General features: G+C 61.2%; 14 protein-coding genes. 8 read left to right on the forward strand and 6 right to left on the reverse strand.

What is annotated here, in order from left to right:
• The first annotated feature begins 228 nt into the window (after positions 1-228).
• Complete coding sequence (locus PK789_RS04475) at positions 229-921, forward strand: energy transducer TonB (protein ID WP_324307304.1); 693 nt, start codon at positions 229-231, stop codon at positions 919-921.
• Positions 922-1,025: 104 nt separating this feature from the next.
• On the opposite strand, the gene PK789_RS04480 is transcribed toward PK789_RS04475, so the two are convergent.
• Entirely contained in the window at positions 1,026-1,379 is a 354-nt protein-coding gene (locus tag PK789_RS04480) for a ComEA family DNA-binding protein (RefSeq protein WP_324307305.1), read from the reverse strand.
• A gap of 283 nt (positions 1,380-1,662) precedes the next feature.
• Between PK789_RS04480 and PK789_RS04485 the strand changes: the two genes are divergently transcribed.
• Genes PK789_RS04485 through PK789_RS04495 form a run of 3 tightly spaced genes read left to right on the forward strand, consistent with a single transcriptional unit; the run spans position 1,663 to position 5,995 of the window.
• Entirely contained in the window at positions 1,663-3,519 is a 1,857-nt protein-coding gene (locus PK789_RS04485; RefSeq protein WP_324307307.1) for an assimilatory sulfite reductase (NADPH) flavoprotein subunit, read from the forward strand.
• A gap of 20 nt (positions 3,520-3,539) precedes the next feature.
• On the forward strand, positions 3,540-5,249 hold the full coding sequence (gene cysI / locus PK789_RS04490; protein ID WP_324307309.1) for an assimilatory sulfite reductase (NADPH) hemoprotein subunit: 1,710 nt from the start codon (positions 3,540-3,542) through the stop codon (positions 5,247-5,249).
• Positions 5,250-5,287: 38 nt separating this feature from the next.
• Positions 5,288-5,995 (forward strand): phosphoadenylyl-sulfate reductase, encoded by a 708-nt coding sequence (locus PK789_RS04495; RefSeq protein ID WP_324307350.1) that lies wholly within the window; start codon positions 5,288-5,290, stop codon positions 5,993-5,995.
• A 39-nt stretch (positions 5,996-6,034) separates the two neighbouring features.
• Here the strand turns inward: PK789_RS04495 and PK789_RS04500 are convergent, their stop codons facing one another.
• A complete protein-coding gene (locus PK789_RS04500) occupies positions 6,035-7,006 on the reverse strand; it encodes a LysR substrate-binding domain-containing protein (RefSeq protein ID WP_324307311.1) in 972 nt (323 codons plus the stop codon).
• Between the two features lie 151 nt (positions 7,007-7,157).
• On the opposite strand from PK789_RS04500, the gene cysG reads away from it, so the two are divergent.
• Together cysG and cysK are read left to right on the forward strand one after the other, a co-directional pair.
• A complete protein-coding gene (cysG, locus tag PK789_RS04505) occupies positions 7,158-8,615 on the forward strand; it encodes a siroheme synthase CysG (RefSeq protein WP_324307313.1) in 1,458 nt (485 codons plus the stop codon).
• 42 nt (positions 8,616-8,657) lie between these two features.
• Positions 8,658-9,617, forward strand: coding sequence for a cysteine synthase A (gene cysK, locus PK789_RS04510; RefSeq protein ID WP_324307315.1), 960 nt, complete (start codon positions 8,658-8,660; stop codon positions 9,615-9,617).
• 52 nt (positions 9,618-9,669) lie between these two features.
• On the opposite strand, the gene PK789_RS04515 is transcribed toward cysK, so the two are convergent.
• Positions 9,670-11,073 (reverse strand): mannose-1-phosphate guanylyltransferase/mannose-6-phosphate isomerase, encoded by a 1,404-nt coding sequence (locus PK789_RS04515; protein ID WP_324307317.1) that lies wholly within the window; start codon positions 11,071-11,073, stop codon positions 9,670-9,672.
• Between the two features lie 42 nt (positions 11,074-11,115).
• Here PK789_RS04515 and PK789_RS04520 point away from each other — a divergent pair, with 42 nt between their 5' ends.
• Together PK789_RS04520 and murU are read left to right on the forward strand one after the other, a co-directional pair.
• The gene (locus PK789_RS04520; RefSeq protein ID WP_324307318.1) at positions 11,116-12,120 is read left to right on the forward strand and encodes an aminoglycoside phosphotransferase family protein; all 1,005 of its coding nucleotides are present in this window, start codon (positions 11,116-11,118) and stop codon (positions 12,118-12,120) included.
• Entirely contained in the window at positions 12,117-12,818 is a 702-nt protein-coding gene (gene murU / locus PK789_RS04525; RefSeq protein ID WP_324307319.1) for an N-acetylmuramate alpha-1-phosphate uridylyltransferase MurU, read from the forward strand. The genes PK789_RS04520 and murU overlap by 4 nt, the downstream gene beginning before the upstream one ends.
• On the opposite strand, the gene hda is transcribed toward murU, so the two are convergent.
• The 3 genes from hda to PK789_RS04540 are packed head-to-tail and all read right to left on the reverse strand — an operon-like array spanning position 12,815 to position 15,756.
• Positions 12,815-13,534 carry a DnaA regulatory inactivator Hda gene (hda, locus tag PK789_RS04530; RefSeq protein WP_324307320.1) on the reverse strand — a complete coding sequence of 240 codons (720 nt, stop codon included), beginning with the start codon at positions 13,532-13,534 and terminating at the stop codon, positions 12,815-12,817. The genes murU and hda overlap by 4 nt on opposite strands.
• Before the next feature lies 1 nt (position 13,535).
• On the reverse strand, positions 13,536-14,696 hold the full coding sequence (locus tag PK789_RS04535) for an AI-2E family transporter (RefSeq protein WP_324307321.1): 1,161 nt from the start codon (positions 14,694-14,696) through the stop codon (positions 13,536-13,538).
• Position 14,697: 1 nt separating this feature from the next.
• The gene (locus tag PK789_RS04540; RefSeq protein WP_324307323.1) at positions 14,698-15,756 is read right to left on the reverse strand and encodes a DUF2066 domain-containing protein; all 1,059 of its coding nucleotides are present in this window, start codon (positions 15,754-15,756) and stop codon (positions 14,698-14,700) included.
• Positions 15,757-15,800 lie beyond the last annotated feature (44 nt).

A 15,800-nucleotide genomic window follows, 5' to 3' on the forward strand; every position in this document is an offset into this window, starting at 1 on the left:
TCGGTATGACCGCTGCGCATGAGCCTACCCTGCCAGCCCGCCGCCCGTCGGCTTGTTGTAGCCGACCGTCGCTCGCACTTTGCCATCCCCGCGCAACGGGTGCAGCGTCAAGGCATGCAATTGGTGCGGCATAACCCCATTGCGCCACATCGCCCGTTGCATGGTTCGTGTACTCCGCAAGTCCACCCGCACAGGAGGTTGACCATGGTTCGCGCACCCACTCTTACTTTGTCCCACGCTGCCGGTTTTGCCTTATTGAAACCAGCCAGCAAGCCACAGTTGGATTCCACCCGCATCCTGACCTTGAGCAGCACGATTGCCCTGAATTTGCTGGTGCTGGGTCTGTTGATGGTCCCGATGGCGCTGCCGCCGCCGGCGTTTCAAGAACAACCCAGCCATAACCCGTTGGCACGGGCCATTGTGAAACCGCCAGAACCTGTGATCGTGGAAATAGCCCCCATCACGCGCCCGCAACCACCGCAGCCGGTGCAAACGCCTGCGCACCCCCGCAGCAGCCATAGCCCCGATACCGCCAGCACCGCGCAAGTGCTCAGCGATACCGGCAACACGCCAGTCACTGACCCTGTGGCCAATGACAACGCCCCGATCGGCGATAGCATCACCCCGGCCATTGCGGCTCCGGTGCCGATGCAATTGGCCTATCGGCAGGCCCCGCCACCCGCCTATCCGCGTGCAGCCTTGCAGCGGCAATTGACTGGCACGGTGTTGTTGCAAGTGCTGGTGGGGGTGGATGGGCGGCCGCTGGAGGTCAATATCTCGCGCAGCAGTGGCTACCGTGAATTGGACGAAGCCGCCCGCTTGCAGGTGCTCAAACGTTGGAGCTTCCAACCCGCCACCCAAAACGGCAATGCCGTGCAGGCGCTGGGACTGGTGCCGATCGAGTTCAATCTGCGCGGTTAAACGCAATCGGCTACATACCGTAATACCCAGCGCGCCTGACGTTTCTTCAGCGTCAGGCGCGTTGGGTTTGCTTGTCTTGCGCAGGCCACTGCCTGCGCCCTACGTCAGCGCCGTGCCACCGGTTTGGGCTGCGCGCTGGCCACTTGTTGCGGGCGCACTGCGGTTGCGGCCGGACGCACCGGCGCGGCACCCCCCAAGCTGATGCGGTCGCGGTTTTTTTCCACCGTCTTCAGGCCCACGCCTTTGACTTCGGCCAGTTGTTCGGCACTGCGGAAGGCGCCATGGGCCTTGCGATAGTCGACGATTGCCTGCGCCTTGGATGGGCCGATATTGATCAGCACGCGATCCAGCGTGGCGGCATCGGCAGTATTGATATTGACGGTTTCCCCGGCCATGGCGGCACCGGCCAAAGCCAGCGACAACACGAGGGTGGACAGCAGGGTGCTCAAAAATTTCATGGTGTTCTCCTTGGTGAATTATTTGGATTGCATTGGGAATCAACGGTTGCTGGTGTGCAGGCTGCGGGCCGGCAGGGATAGCGTCGCGCTTTACCCATGTCCAGACGATCGGCGAATCACGCACATCGGCCCCCACGTTTGCCCCGCCACCGCGTAGGAAAACCCCGCACCCCCCGCTATACCGGCAATCCATGCCATATCCCATATCGGCATAACCAGCCATCCTTTCCCCTGCGATCCGTCCACCTCTAGCCTGCATCGGCATCCTTCACCTTATGCCGCCATGTCGCACGCCTCCGCTTCCCCCCTGCCCACCTCGCTGACTGCTGATCAGGCCACGCTGCTATCGCAGTTTTCCGATGCCGCCGACCGCAGCGCCCTGCTATGGGCCTCGGGCTACTTGGCGGGCATGGCGCGTGCACTCAGCCCTACCGGCTTGGCCGTGGCCACTGCTACCACAGCCGCATCCGCAGCCGCGTCAGCAACCGCCAGCCAACCAGCAACGGTGCTGTATGGCAGCCAGACCGGCAACGCCAAGCGTACCGCCGAGGCACTGCATGCGCAGCTGCAAGCCGCCGGGCTGCCGTCACGCTTGTTGCGCACTGACGCCTACGCCACCCGCGAATTGGCCAATGAAAAGTTGCTGTACTTGGTCATCAGCACCCAAGGTGAAGGCGATCCGCCAGATGACGCCATCGGTTTCACCGAATTTTTGCTAGGCAAACGTGCGCCGAAACTGCCGCAACTCAAGTTTGCGGTGCTGGGCTTGGGTGATTCCAGCTATGCCGATTTTTGCGGCATCGCGCGCAAATTGGATGCACGCTTGACCGAGCTGGGTGGCAGCCGTGCGCATGCCTTGGGCGAGGCGGATCTGGATATCGATAGCGTGGCCGCACCGTGGCGTGAGCACGCGCTGACGCAGGCCAGGGCGCTGTTGAAGCCGGCTACCCCCGCACACTTGGCCACGGTCACCCCACTGCGCCCGCCTGCACTGCCCACGTGGACGCATGACAACCCCTTTACCGCCAGCGTGCTGGCCAATCAACGCATTACCGGGCGCGAGTTCAAAGGCACCGGATTCCGCCGTTACGCTTTGGTGGACAAGGACGTTCGCCATCTTGAATTGTCCTTGGAAGGGTCAGGCCTGAGTTACGAACCCGGCGATGCGCTGGGCATCCGCCACCGGAACCCGCAGGGCTTGGTGGCCGGGGTATTGGCCGCAACCGGCCTGCACGGTGATGTTTTGGTCGATCACGATGGCCACAGCCTGTCGCTTTCGGAATGGTTAAGCAGCCGCCGCGAGTTGACCCGGCTGTCACGCCCGCTGCTTGCCAGCGTGGCCGAACACAGCGGCGCGCAGGACTTGGCGCAACTGCTGCAACCCGGCAATGCCGAACTTGCCACGTTGCTGGGTACGCACCAAGTAATCGATGTACTGCGGCGCTGGCCAGCGCAATGGGAGGCCGCAACCTTGGTGGCCAGCTTGCGCCCGCAAGTGCAACGCTTGTATTCGATCGCCTCCAGCCGCAAGCGGGTGGGCGAAGAAGCGCATCTCACTCTCGATGTGCTGCGCTACCACGCACATGGCTTTGACCATCTCGGTGCCGCCAGCGGGTTCTTGGCCGCATTGGAAGACGATGCGCAAATTCCGGTGTATATCGAGCCCAACGAACGCTTCCGCCTCCCCACCGACAGCAGCCGCGACATCCTGATGATTGGCCCCGGCACCGGCGTGGCGCCGTTCCGTGGTTTTGTGCAGGAACGCGCCGAAACCTGCGCAACCGGCCGCAACTGGCTGTTCTTCGGTGCGCGCCATTTCAATACCGAATTTCTGTATCAAACCGAATGGCAAGAGGCATTGGCCAAAGGCGAACTGCATCGTCTGGACCTGGCGTTCTCGCGCGATCAATCGCAAAAAATCTACGTGCAAGACCGCCTGCGCGAACACGGCCGTGAGGTCTATGACTGGCTGCAACGCGGCGCGCATTTGTATGTTTGCGGCGCGATTGGCATGGGCAAAGACGTCCACGCGGCCTTGCTCGACATCGTCAGCACCCACAACGGCGGCGATACCGATGCTGCCACCGACTTCCTCAGCCAATTGCAGCGCGATGGGCGTTATGCCCGCGATGTGTATTGAGCCGCCACGAGAACAACGCCATGAGTCATCCTTCCGTTGAAAAAATCAAACGCGAAAGTCGCCACCTGCGTGGCGGCATGGCCGAGGGCTTGCACGATGCCAGCACCGGCTCGCTGAGTTTTGAAGACCAGCGCACCATCAAATTTCATGGCAGCTACCAGCAAGACGACCGCGACCTGCGCGATGAACGTCGTCGGCAAAAGTTGGAGCCCGCGCATCAATTCATGATCCGCATCCGTGCGCCGGGCGGCGTGTTCACTCCGCAGCAATGGCTGGGGCTGGACGCGATCGCCACAACGTATGCCAACCATTCGCTGCGCGTCACCACCCGCCAGACCTTCCAGATCCACGGTGTCATCAAACGGGATTTGAAGACCACCATGGCCGCGATCAATGCGGCCGCGATGGACACCATTTCCGCCTGCGGCGATGTCAATCGCAACGTGCTGGCCTCCAGCAACCCGCAGCAATCGGCATTGCATGCACAGGTGCACGACTGGGCGCAGCGGTTGTCTGCGTACTTCAAACCCGCCACGCGTGCGTATTACGAAATCTGGTTGGACGAGGACAAGGTTGCGGAAAGCGGCGTCGAGCACGAACCGATCTACGGCGATGCCTACCTGCCACGCAAATTCAAAATCGCGATCGCGGTGCCACCGCTGAACGATGTGGACGTGTTCGCCAATGACTTGGGCCTGATCGCCATCGTCGATGCGGCCGGCAACTTGAGCGGCTTCAATGTCGCCATTGGCGGCAGCATGGGCGCCAGCCACGGCATCGCCGCACACTACCCGCGCGTGGCCAATGTGATTGGCTTCGTCACACCTGAACAAGTGTTTGCCATCGCGGAAGCGGCGATCACCGTGCAACGGGATTTGGGTGACCGCGAAGATCGCAAGCACGCGCGCTTCAAATACACCATCGACGACCACGGCAGCGACAAGATCGTGGCGATGATGCAAGCGCGCGCCGGCTTTACCCTGCAAGCCGCGCGCCCGTATCACTTCGACCACAACGGTGATCGCTTTGGTTGGCTGGAAGGCGAAGACGGTCTGTGGCACCTCACGCTGTCGCTGCCGTCGGGGCGCATTGCCGACTTTGAAGACGGCCGTCCGCTGCTCACCGGCCTACGTGAAATCGCCAAGGTGCATACCGGGCAATTTCGCATGACCTGCAACCAAAACGTGATTATTGCCGGCGTGCCGGCCACCCAGCGCGCAACCATCGACGCCTTGGTTCAGCAGTACGCATTGGACCGTGAAAACAACGCACCTACCGCGCTGGCGCGCAGCGCCATGGCCTGCGTGGCGCTGCCCACTTGCGCACTGGCAATGGCCGAAGCCGAACGCTACCTGCCCACCTTCCTCACGGTGATGGAACCACTATTGGTGAAGCACGGCCTGCGCGATACACCCATCGTGCTGCGCATTTCCGGCTGCCCCAATGGCTGCTCACGCCCGTACTTGGCCGAAATTGCGCTGGTGGGCAAAGCCCCCGGCCGCTATAGCTTGATGCTGGGCGGCGACCATCGCGGCACCCGTCTCAACACCTTGTACCGCGACAACATTACCGAAGCACAGATCGTCGAAGCCCTCGACCCGCTACTGGCACGCTATGCCGCAGAACGCGCCGCCGACGAGTACTTCGGCGACTTCCTGCATCGCGTTGGCGTTGTTGCGCTTCCCACGTATCCCACTCATGTCCGCGTGGACGCACAGGAGGGTTTGTGAGCGCGTTATCTGCCGTTGCACGCCCTTCCTCGCATGCATTGAACCCTGCCACGTTGCCGGCCAATGCCCTTGCTGAACTCAATCAACTGCTATCGGGGCTCAATGCGCAGCAGCGTATTGCGTGGGCACTGGAGCACCTGCCCGGCACGCATGCACTGTCCACCAGCTTCGGCGTGCAGTCAGCGGTCTCGCTGCATCTCTTTGCGACGACTGCGCCCAACATTCCCGTGATCATGGTGGATACCGGCTATTTGTTTCCGGAAACCTACCGCTATGCCGACCAACTCACTGACCTGCTGGGCCTGAATTTGCAGGTCTATCAAGCGCAGCTGAGTAGTACCTGGATGGAAGCCCGCCTTGGCAAACTCTGGGACGCCGGCAGCGACGGCATCGCCCGCTACAACCAACTGCGCAAAGTGGAACCGATGCAACGCGCCTTGCAAGACTTGCACGTGCGCTGCTGGCATGCAGGCCTGCGCCGCGAGCAATCCTCCACGCGCAAAGGCATCGCCATCCTTGACATCAAAGATAGTCGCTTCAAATTCCACCCAATTGCTGACTGGTCGGATATTGATATCGGCGCCTACTTCCTCATGCACGATCTCCCCGAGCACCCCTTGCTACAGCAAGGCTACGTCTCGGTAGGCGACGTGCACACCACACGCCCATTGCAACCGGGCATGGACGCCTCCAGCACCCGCTTCTTCGGCCTACGCCGCGAATGCGGGCTGCATTTTGATTTGTGAGGGCGCAACGCGTGCCGGGTGTGTGTCCCCGGCGAGCACTTAAAGGCTTTCCGCCTGCCAGCGCGGCAATTCTGGCCAATTGGGGGTTTGGTTGCCTTCCAAGATGCGGCGCAAGTCGTGGCGATCGATTTGTGGCACCAAGCCATGCAACAGTTCCAAGGCGTACTCACGCAGCACGCGGCCGCGTGGCACCACCGCCCAGGTGATGCACTCCGGCAGCTCTACCGGTGCGTCGATCACGCGCAGGTCTTCATCTTCACGCCCACCTACCGCCATCTCCGCCAACAAGCCCGCACCCAAACCGGTGCGCACATAGGCCTTGATCAAATTGGCATCACGCGCAGTCATCGCAATTTGTGGCTGCACCCCTGCTGCGGTAAACGCGCGCTGCAAAGAGGACTCCGGCAAGGTGGAAGACTCATACGAAATCAACGGGTAGCGGGCCAGCTCCAGCAAGGTAGGCACGCGCTTTTGGGTGGCCAATGGGTGTGTTTTTTGCACCAGCAACACACGCCGCCAACGGAATAACGGCACCGCCATGCCATTGACCAGCGGCACGCTACCTGCGGTGCTGATCAAACCAAAATCGGCCTCGTCCAGTTTATCCAGCACTTCCGCATCGCCCGCAGCAAACAGGTCCACGCTGACTTGCGGATAGCGGCGGGTAACATCGGCAATCACCTTTGGCAACACATAACGCGCCTGGGTATGGGTGGTGGCCAACAACAGCCGGCCACGGAATTCGCCACGTTCGTTGGCGGCATAGCTGCGGATATTGGCGGCTTCGGCCAAAATTTTACGCGCACTTTCAATAATCTTGATGCCGGCCGGGGCCACACCTTCCAAGCTGCGGCCTTTACGCAAAAAGAGTTGGAAGCCCAGTTCGTCTTCCAGCTGTTTGAGCTGCTTGGACAAGCCCGGCTGGGTGGCGTGCACGCGCTCGGCCGCTTGGGTGATATTGAAATTGGAATCGGCGATGGCAACGAGGTAGCGCAGTTGGGTCAGGGTCATGGCACGGCTCTGTTTTATCGCTGTATGCGGATATAGCGATGAAGTATATCGGAGTCTGGAAGCTTTTCCAGACAAGCCTTATGCCATTAGAGCATATGTAAAAATCGGCCAGCTATTTCCATCTCCCCGCCAACAGGCCTAGCGTGATGGGATGCAAACCGTCGCCTCTCCCTGCCTGTTCCCGTTGTTTCTCGACCTACGCGGTCGCCGCGTCCTGGTCATCGGTGGCGGCACTGTGGCAGCACGCAAAATCGCCTCACTCTTGGAGGCCAATGCTGACGTGCGCGTGATTGCCTCGGCACTGGAACCTGCCCTGTTGGCATTGGCTGCGGCCAAGCGCATCACCCATGTGGGCTCCACGTTTGCAGCATCACAATTGGAAGATACTTGGCTGGTGATCGCCGCAACCGACGATGCCGGCTTGAATCGCGCCGTGGCCGATGCCGCGCACGCCAGACAGATTTGGGCCAATGTGGTGGACGATGCTGAGTTAGCCAGCGCGCAACTGCCGGCGCGGGTGCAACGCGGGCCGTTGCAAATTGCGATTTCCAGCGGCGGTGCATCGCCCATGTTGGCGCGTCACCTGCGTGAGCAATTGGAAACCCAGTTTGATGATGCCGTCGGCGCATTGGCGCAATTGCTCGCCGAATTACGCAGCCGCATCCGCAGTCGCTTGCCGGATCTTGCAATCCGCCGTGCGTTTTTCAGTCGGGTGCTGGCCGGGCCCGCGCAAACACTGCTGCGGCGCGGCCACTCCGCTGCTGCACGGCATGCAGTAGAAGCCGAGCTCTCTGCGCAAATCGGCGCTGCACGTGGCAGCGTGGCGCTGGTGGGCGCAGGCCCCGGCGACCCGGGGCTGCTGACCTTGCGCGCGCTGCGTGTGTTGAATGAAGCCGATGTCATCCTGCATGACCGCTTGGTCAGCGCGGACGTGCTGGCATTGGCACGTCGCGATGCCGAACGGATAGAAGTGGGCAAACGCATCGGTGGCAATCACGACGCCACCCAAGCCCGTATCCACGCACTGATGATTGAATTAGCTACCGCCGGCAAACGTGTGGTGCGGCTGAAAGGCGGCGACCCGTTTGTATTTGGCCGCGGTGGCGAAGAACTGCAAGCCCTGCGCGCGCACGGCATTGACTATGAAGTGGTACCCGGCATCACCGCCGCAGTGGCTTGCGCGGCGTACGCGGGCATTCCACTGACCCACCGTGAGCATGCGCAATCACTGCGCATCCTCACCGTGCAATCCAAGTCTGGCACCGCCGAACACGACTGGGCCGCACTCGCGCAACCGCAGCAAACACTGGCCTTCTACATGGGCGTGGGCGGGCTTGCACACCTGCGTGAACGATTGATCGCGCATGGCCGCGCCGCCAGCACACCCTTTGCCATTATCGAAAACGGTAGCCGCAGCACCCAACGGGTCATCACCGGCCAGCTGGATGCCCTGCCCGATCTTGCCGCCGCGCATGCGGTGCAAGCCCCGGCACTGTTGATCGTGGGGGAAGTGGCGGCGCTGGCCAAACCGCTGCATTGGTTTGGGACACCGCCGCTGAGCGCAGACGATGCGCGATGTCGCACCCCCACGCTTGCCCACGCCGCCTGAGCTACCACGCCAATATTTCTTCACGACAAGGACACCGCCATCATGGCCATCTACAACAGCATCGCCGACGCCGTCGGCAACACCCCCGTCTTCAAACTCAACCGTATCGCCCCCATCGGCACCACCGTGTATGTGAAGGCGGAATCCTTCAACCCCGGCGGCTCGGTCAAAGATCGGCTGGCATTGGGCATCATTTTGGATGCGGAGAAGCGTGGCGTGCTCAAGCCCGGCGATACCATTGTGGAGGCCACATCCGGCAATACCGGGATCGCCTTGGCGATGCTGGCCGCCGCACGCGGCTACAAATTTGTGGCGGTGATGACCGAAACCTTTTCGATCGAACGCCGCAAAGCCATGCGCGCGTACGGTGCCAACGTCATCCTGACACCTGCCGCTGCACGCGGCACCGGCATGGTGGAAAAGGCCAAAGAACTTGCCGAAAAACACGGTTGGTTCTGGGCTAGCCAATTCACCAATCCGGCCAACCCCGCCTTTCATCGTCAAACGACTGCCGCAGAAATCCTGCGTGATTTTGCTGGTAAGCGGCTGGACTATTTTGTCAGCGGCTGGGGCAGCGGCGGTACCCTTACCGGCGTGGGCGAAGTGTTGAAAGTGGCGCGTCCGGATATCCGCATCGTGGGTACCGAGCCTGCCGGCGCGGCCCTGCTGAAAGGCGAAGAATGGAAGCCGCACAAAATCCAAGGTTGGACTCCGGACTTCGTGCCCGCTGTCATCAACCGCAATGCGTATGACGAACTACGCACCATCAGTGACGACGATGCCTTTACCACCGCGCGCCGCCTGGCCGCCGAAGAAGGCATTTTTGTGGGCATCTCTGCCGGTGCCACCACGGCCACGGCACTGAAGATTGCAGAAACCGCGCCAGAAGGCAGCGTGTTGCTGGCGATGTTGCCCGATACCGGCGAGCGCTATTTTTCGTCGCCGTTGTTTGCACATCTAAACGAAGGCAGCGACGACGCATGGTTGGCAAGCTTGGGTTGAGGCTCATCCCGCTTACCAATACCCTCTCCCGCCCTACGGGAGAGGGCTCGTCTCAGCTGCGCCCGTACACATCCTCATAGCGCACGATGTCGTCTTCGCCCAGATAATCGCCGGACTGCACTTCGATCAACTCCAGCATGTCTTTGCCGGGGTTTTCCAAACGATGCTTGGCACCAATCGGAATGTAGGCGCTCTGGTTGGCAAACAACTCGAATACATCGTTATCCCGCGTTACCCGCGCGGTGCCGCGCACCACCACCCAGTGTTCAGCGCGCCGAGTATGCGATTGCAGCGACAGGCGTGCGCCGGGTTTGACCTTGATGCGTTTGACTTGAAACCCATCGGCCATGTCGATGGAGTCATAACTGCCCCACGGACGATGCACCTCGCGATGCAATGCCGCTTGCGTGCGCTGCTGCGCCTTCAGCTGCGTCACCACATCCTTGACCTGTTGCACCTTGTCCTTGCGCGCCACCAGCACCGCATCGTCGGTTTCCACCACCACCAAATCTTCCACACCTACCAAGGCCACCAAGCGGCGCGCGTAGGCGTAACTGTTGCGGCTATCAATGGAAATCACATCGCCGTGATGGGCGTTGCCGTTGTCGTCTTGTGCACTCACATCCCATAGCGCCGACCACGAGCCCACATCGTTCCAGCCAATATCCACCGGCAGCACGCAGGCGGCATCGGTGTTTTCCATCACCGCATAGTCGATGGAATCAGATGGGCAGTTTGCAAATGCGGTTTTCTCCAGGCGGATGAAATCCCCATCGCGCGCCGCCGCGTCAAATGCCTTGCGCACCGCCGTCACGATGTCGGGGCGAAAGCGCGTCAACTCTTCCAGATAGCGCGATGCACGCAGCAAAAACATGCCGCTATTCCAGGCATATCCGCCGGCGTCCAAATACGTTTGTGCGGTGGCAGCATCGGGTTTTTCCACAAAACGCAGCACCTTGCGCACACCGGCACCCGCATCCGACTGGATATAGCCAAACCCGGTTTCTGGCGCGCTCGGCACGATCCCAAAGGTCACCAGCTTGCCGGCGTCTGCGGCCGGCAGCGCCGCCTGCACGGCCGCGCGAAACGCCGCGGCATCGCGCACCACATGATCCGATGGCAACACCAGCAACAGCGGATCCTCACCATCCACCATCGCCTGCATCGCGGCGGCGGCAATCGCGGGTGCGGTATTGCGGCCCATTGGTTCCAGCACGATCGCCGGCGTGGGCGCACCGATTTGGCGCAGTTGCTCGGCCACCAAGAACCGATGCTCCTCGCCCGCCACCACAATCGGGGCGGCTTCGGCCAACGCCTGCACGCGCTGCCATGTGGCTTGCAGCATGGTGTCGGTGCCTATCAAGGGCAAAAATTGCTTGGGGTAGGCCTCACGCGAGAGCGGCCACAGCCGTGTGCCAGAGCCACCGGATAACAATACGGGTTGCAGTTTGGTCATGCCTGCCTCGCTGGAATCATCGGCACAGTTTACCCTTTGCACATGAGCATCCCCACAACCGACGCCCGCAGCAGTCTTCGTTTGCATTGGGCACGCGCTACGCTTGGCCATGCCACTCTTGGCTTGCAGCGCGCCTCCACCGATGCCGGCTTTCGCAGCTATTGGCGCACACAAGGCAGCACCCCTTCGCGCATCGTGATGGATTCCCCGCCTGACCAAGAAGACGTGCGCCCGTGGTTGCGGATGCGCGATCTACTCGAAACCGGCGGCGTGCGCGTGCCGCAAGTCTTGGCCCGCAATATCGACCAAGGGTTTTTACTGCTGGAAGACCTCGGCGGCCCCACCGTGGCACAGGTGATTGATGCCAACAATGCCGACGCCCACATCGATGCCGCCATTACCCAGCTGATCCGTCTGCAATCCATCACCTTGCCGGCCGATGTGCCGGCGTTTGGCGAAGCCTTATTACAGCGTGATGCCGGCCTGTTTGAAGATTGGTTTATCGGCAAACACTTGGGCATCAGCTTGGATTGCGCCGATGCCGAACGCTTGCAATTGGTGCAACGTCGCTTGCTGGACAACGCACTGGCACAGGCCCGTGTACCCACGCACCGCGATTTCATGCTGCGCAATTTGATGCCGGTAACCGACGGCCCAGCCGTGCTGGACTTTCAAGATTTGGTGCAAGGCCCGATCGCCTATGACCCGGTCAGTCTGTTGCGCGATGCATTTTTGAGTTGGCCAGAACCGTGCGTGAGTGCTTGGCTGGCCCACTACCACGCACGCGCCATCCGCGCGGGTTTGCCGGTGCCGGGGCTGGCCAAATTTCAGCGCGATGCCGACTGGTGTGGGGTGCAGCGGCACCTCAAAATTCTAGGCATTTTTGCGCGCTTGCAGCACCGGGATGGCAAGCCGCGCTATCTGGCGGACGCCCCGCGCTTCTTCGCCTATCTGGATGCCGTGGTACCCAAATATCGCGCCCTCGACCCGCTGCATATCTTGCTGGAGCGCACACTCAAACCCGCTTTTATCCGGATGACTGCATGAAAGCGCTGATCTTTGCCGCCGGCCTAGGCGAGCGCATGCGCCCGCTCACCGACCACACTCCCAAGCCATTGCTTGCTGTCGGCGGCAAGCCGCTGATCGTTTGGCATTTGCAAAAATTAGCCGCACTGGGGGTGACCGATGTAGTCATCAATACCTCGTGGCTGGCTGCGCAATTTCCAGCCACATTGGGCGATGGCGGGCAATGGGGGCTGCGCCTTGCTTATTCGTTTGAAGGCGACACCCCGTTGGAAACCGGCGGCGGCATGTGGCATGCCCTGCCGTTGCTGGGGGACGCGCCATTTTTCGCTATCAATGGCGATATTTGGTGCGATGCCGACCTTGCCGCGTTACCGCGCGAACCGTTGGGGCAGGCGCATCTACTGTTGGTGGACAACCCCGCACACAACCCGCGCGGGGATTTTGCACTGACCGCAGACGGCAACGTGCATTCCGATGGCGAAACCAAGCTCACCTTCACAGGGATTGGGGTTTATCGGCCTGCAATGCTGATGCCATGGCGCACGGTGATCGGCAACACCGATGGCGCGCAAGCGCAACCACCGCGTTTCAAACTTGCGCCGTTACTGCGTGCTGCAATGGCGAACCACGCAGTAACCGGCACCCACCATCGCGGCAGCTGGACCGATGTGGGCACACCCGAACGCCTGCAGCAGTTGAACGCCGCCCTGCATGCCTAACGATGGTCCGCACCGAGTACTTGGCGCAGAAATGGCACCGTCAGCCGGCGTTGCGCGGCCAATGCAGCATGGTCGATACGCTCAAATAATTCGCTCAAGTTGCCAAGGTTGCGGCTGAAGCGCCGCAACAACCATTCCAACGCGCTGTCATCAAACTCCAGCCCACGGGCAGCGGCGCGCTGGCGCAGAAGGTCGGCACGCCCCGCATCATCCAATTGCGGCAACTGCCAACGGCTGCATTGCGCCAAGCGCGAGCGTAGATCCGGCAAAACCAGCGGCATTGCATCCGGCGGCATGCTGGCGGCGTACAGCAGCACACGGCCGCCATCACGCAACCGATTATGCAAATGGAACAGCGCAACTTCATCTTCGCGCTGGCCGGCAATCGCATCCACATCGTCCACCGCGACCAGCGCCGCCGTTTCCAAACCGTCGCAAGCGCCTGCCAGCCGGCCCCGTAGCCGTCGCAATGGCAGGTATGCCGGTTTATCACCCGCCGTGCCGGCAGCGGCACAAGCGGCCACCAACAAATGGGTTTTGCCGGAGCTTTGTCCGCCGTGCAAAAACATTGTTTCGCCAGCCACGGCGTCAGCGTGTCCGTCGGTCAGTGCTTGCAACTGTTGCAGCAAACCTGCGGGGGCTTGCTGGTAGGTATCCAACCGTTGTTCGGGGGGATAACGCAACGCCAATGGCAGTTGTGGCACCAGATGCGCCATCTCAGCCCGCTGCGTTGTCGTCGCTAGCAATGCCTTGCTCTGCCAGCAGCGAGGTATCCAGCAAAATTGCCGGAGTATCCCCGGCATACAAGCGGCTTTGGCGATAGCGCTCTTGCGCATAACGCAACAACACATTGACCACCGCCGCCACCGGCAATGCCAGCAACATACCGAGAAAGCCGAACAAGGTGCCACCAGCCATCACCGCAAAAATCACCGCCATCGGGTGCAGGCCGATGCGATCCCCCACCAGCATGGGGGTCAGCACAAAACTTTCGATGATTTGACCGATGCCAAACACCATCGCCACACCAGCAAGATGCTGCCAATCGCCGTATTGCACCAGCGCGGCGGTGCCACCGAACACCACGATCGATGTGGGGCCCAAATACGGCACAAACGTCAGCAGGCCGGCCACCAAACCAATCAAGATGCCCAGATCCAGGCCCACCCACCACAACCCAATTGCATACAGGACGCCCAGTATCAGCATCACTAATAATTGCCCGCGAATGAACCCGCCCAGCACTTCGTTGGACTCCAGCGCCAGCCGACGCACGGTGTCGGAATGATCCCGTGGCACCAATGCGCCGATGCGGCCCACGATCAAATCCCAATCGCGCAAGAAAAAGAAGGTCAACACCGGCAGCAATGCGATATTGGCCACCCAGCCGATCAGCGCAAACCCGGAACGCGAAACGTAGCCCAACACATCAGCCACAGCCCCACCTGCGCTTTGCCAGTGCTGTTGCAACAGGGCAAATAAGCGCTCGGGGTCCAGCCACGTCAAGATTTGCATGCCGGTGCGATGTTCGACCCATGGCAGCGCCGTTTGCACTAGCCAGTCGCGGTATTTTGGTAGCGAGTTGACCAAGGTCAGCACCTGATCTTCCAATACCGGGATCAGCAAAATGGCCACGATAATCAGCAATAGCACCATCACCGCAAACACCAATATCACCGCGGTATTGCGGCGAATCTTGCGCGCCTCCAGCCGATCCACCATTGGATCCCCCAGCCAGCCCAGCAATGCGGCAAACACGAAGGGGCTCAGGATGGGCGCCAATAGCCACACCACCCACAACACGCCGACACCCAGCGCAGCCCACTGCACGCGGCGATAAAATGCGGCGATCGTGGCCAGGTCATCTTCACGATACATGTCAACTACCCCCTAAGCGGAAGGTGGTGGCTGTCGCTGCGTTGCTGTTGCTATCCGTGCCGGTGTCAGGTACCGATGCCAGCACGCTGCCGCGATCGACATATTTGCTGAAGCTAGCAACCCCGGTGGTCAACTCCACATCCAGCTCCAAGGTGTCGGGGCTGGCACTGACCGGCACGATCTTGCGCACGATCGACACACCATCCAGATAACCTGCCAGCCGCAAGTAATCATCAGCCCCATGAATACCCAACACACGCACCCGATACACCCCCGGGCTGCCACCACTGCCTGCGCGTGCATAGCGCTTGAATAGCGCATCGGCGGCCCCATCAGCACCGCCGGCCATGGCGCGGCGGGCATCGGGATTATTGCTTTGCCATGTCGCCAGCACCTTGCCGTTATCCACGAATGTCCAATCCGCAATCCAACCGGCACCACTGCGCCGCAGCTTGCCAAGCAGCTGCATGGGTGGACTGTAGCGTTTGGACAGGGCGGCCACGGCAGCGGTATCGCCGCGCCAAATGGCACCAATGGCGGCCATCTCGGCGGCATTACCGGCCGGCATTCCCAATGCAAACCCGCGTGCCTTGGCCTGATCCAGCACCGAACGGGCAGCATTCACTTGCCCCAGGCCGACCAATCGCGGCCCGCTGCCATCATCGATCCCCAACCACAGCACCGGCTTGGGGTGCGGCAGTGGCCAACTGGGCAAGCCCAGCATGGCAACCAAATCATCCACATCTGCTTGCCTGAAACGCACCACCAATGTGGTCTGAAAACTGGGTGCGCCGGTAGCCGATACGCCTTCGTCCTGGCGATAGTCGTAGCCATCCACATAATTTTTGGCCTTGGCCAATTCCTCACGCACGCCGCCGCGCGCAGCCGCGCCGCGATCCCCGGTGACATTGCCCAAGACTTGCAGCAATGCCCGCGAAAACGCTTTTTCGCGCTCGCCATCGGTCTGATTGCGCACGGCAACCTCGGCCTGATACGCCCCCTGGGCCGCCGCGCGATCGCCCTCCACCCGTTGTGCCAGTGCATTTCCGGTCAGTAGCATGAGCCCTGCCATCAGCAGCCCCCACCACCCGCGTGCCATCTGTC

Source organism: Thermomonas sp. (genome assembly GCF_035369645.1).
Classification (GTDB): Bacteria; Pseudomonadota; Gammaproteobacteria; order Xanthomonadales; family Xanthomonadaceae; genus Thermomonas.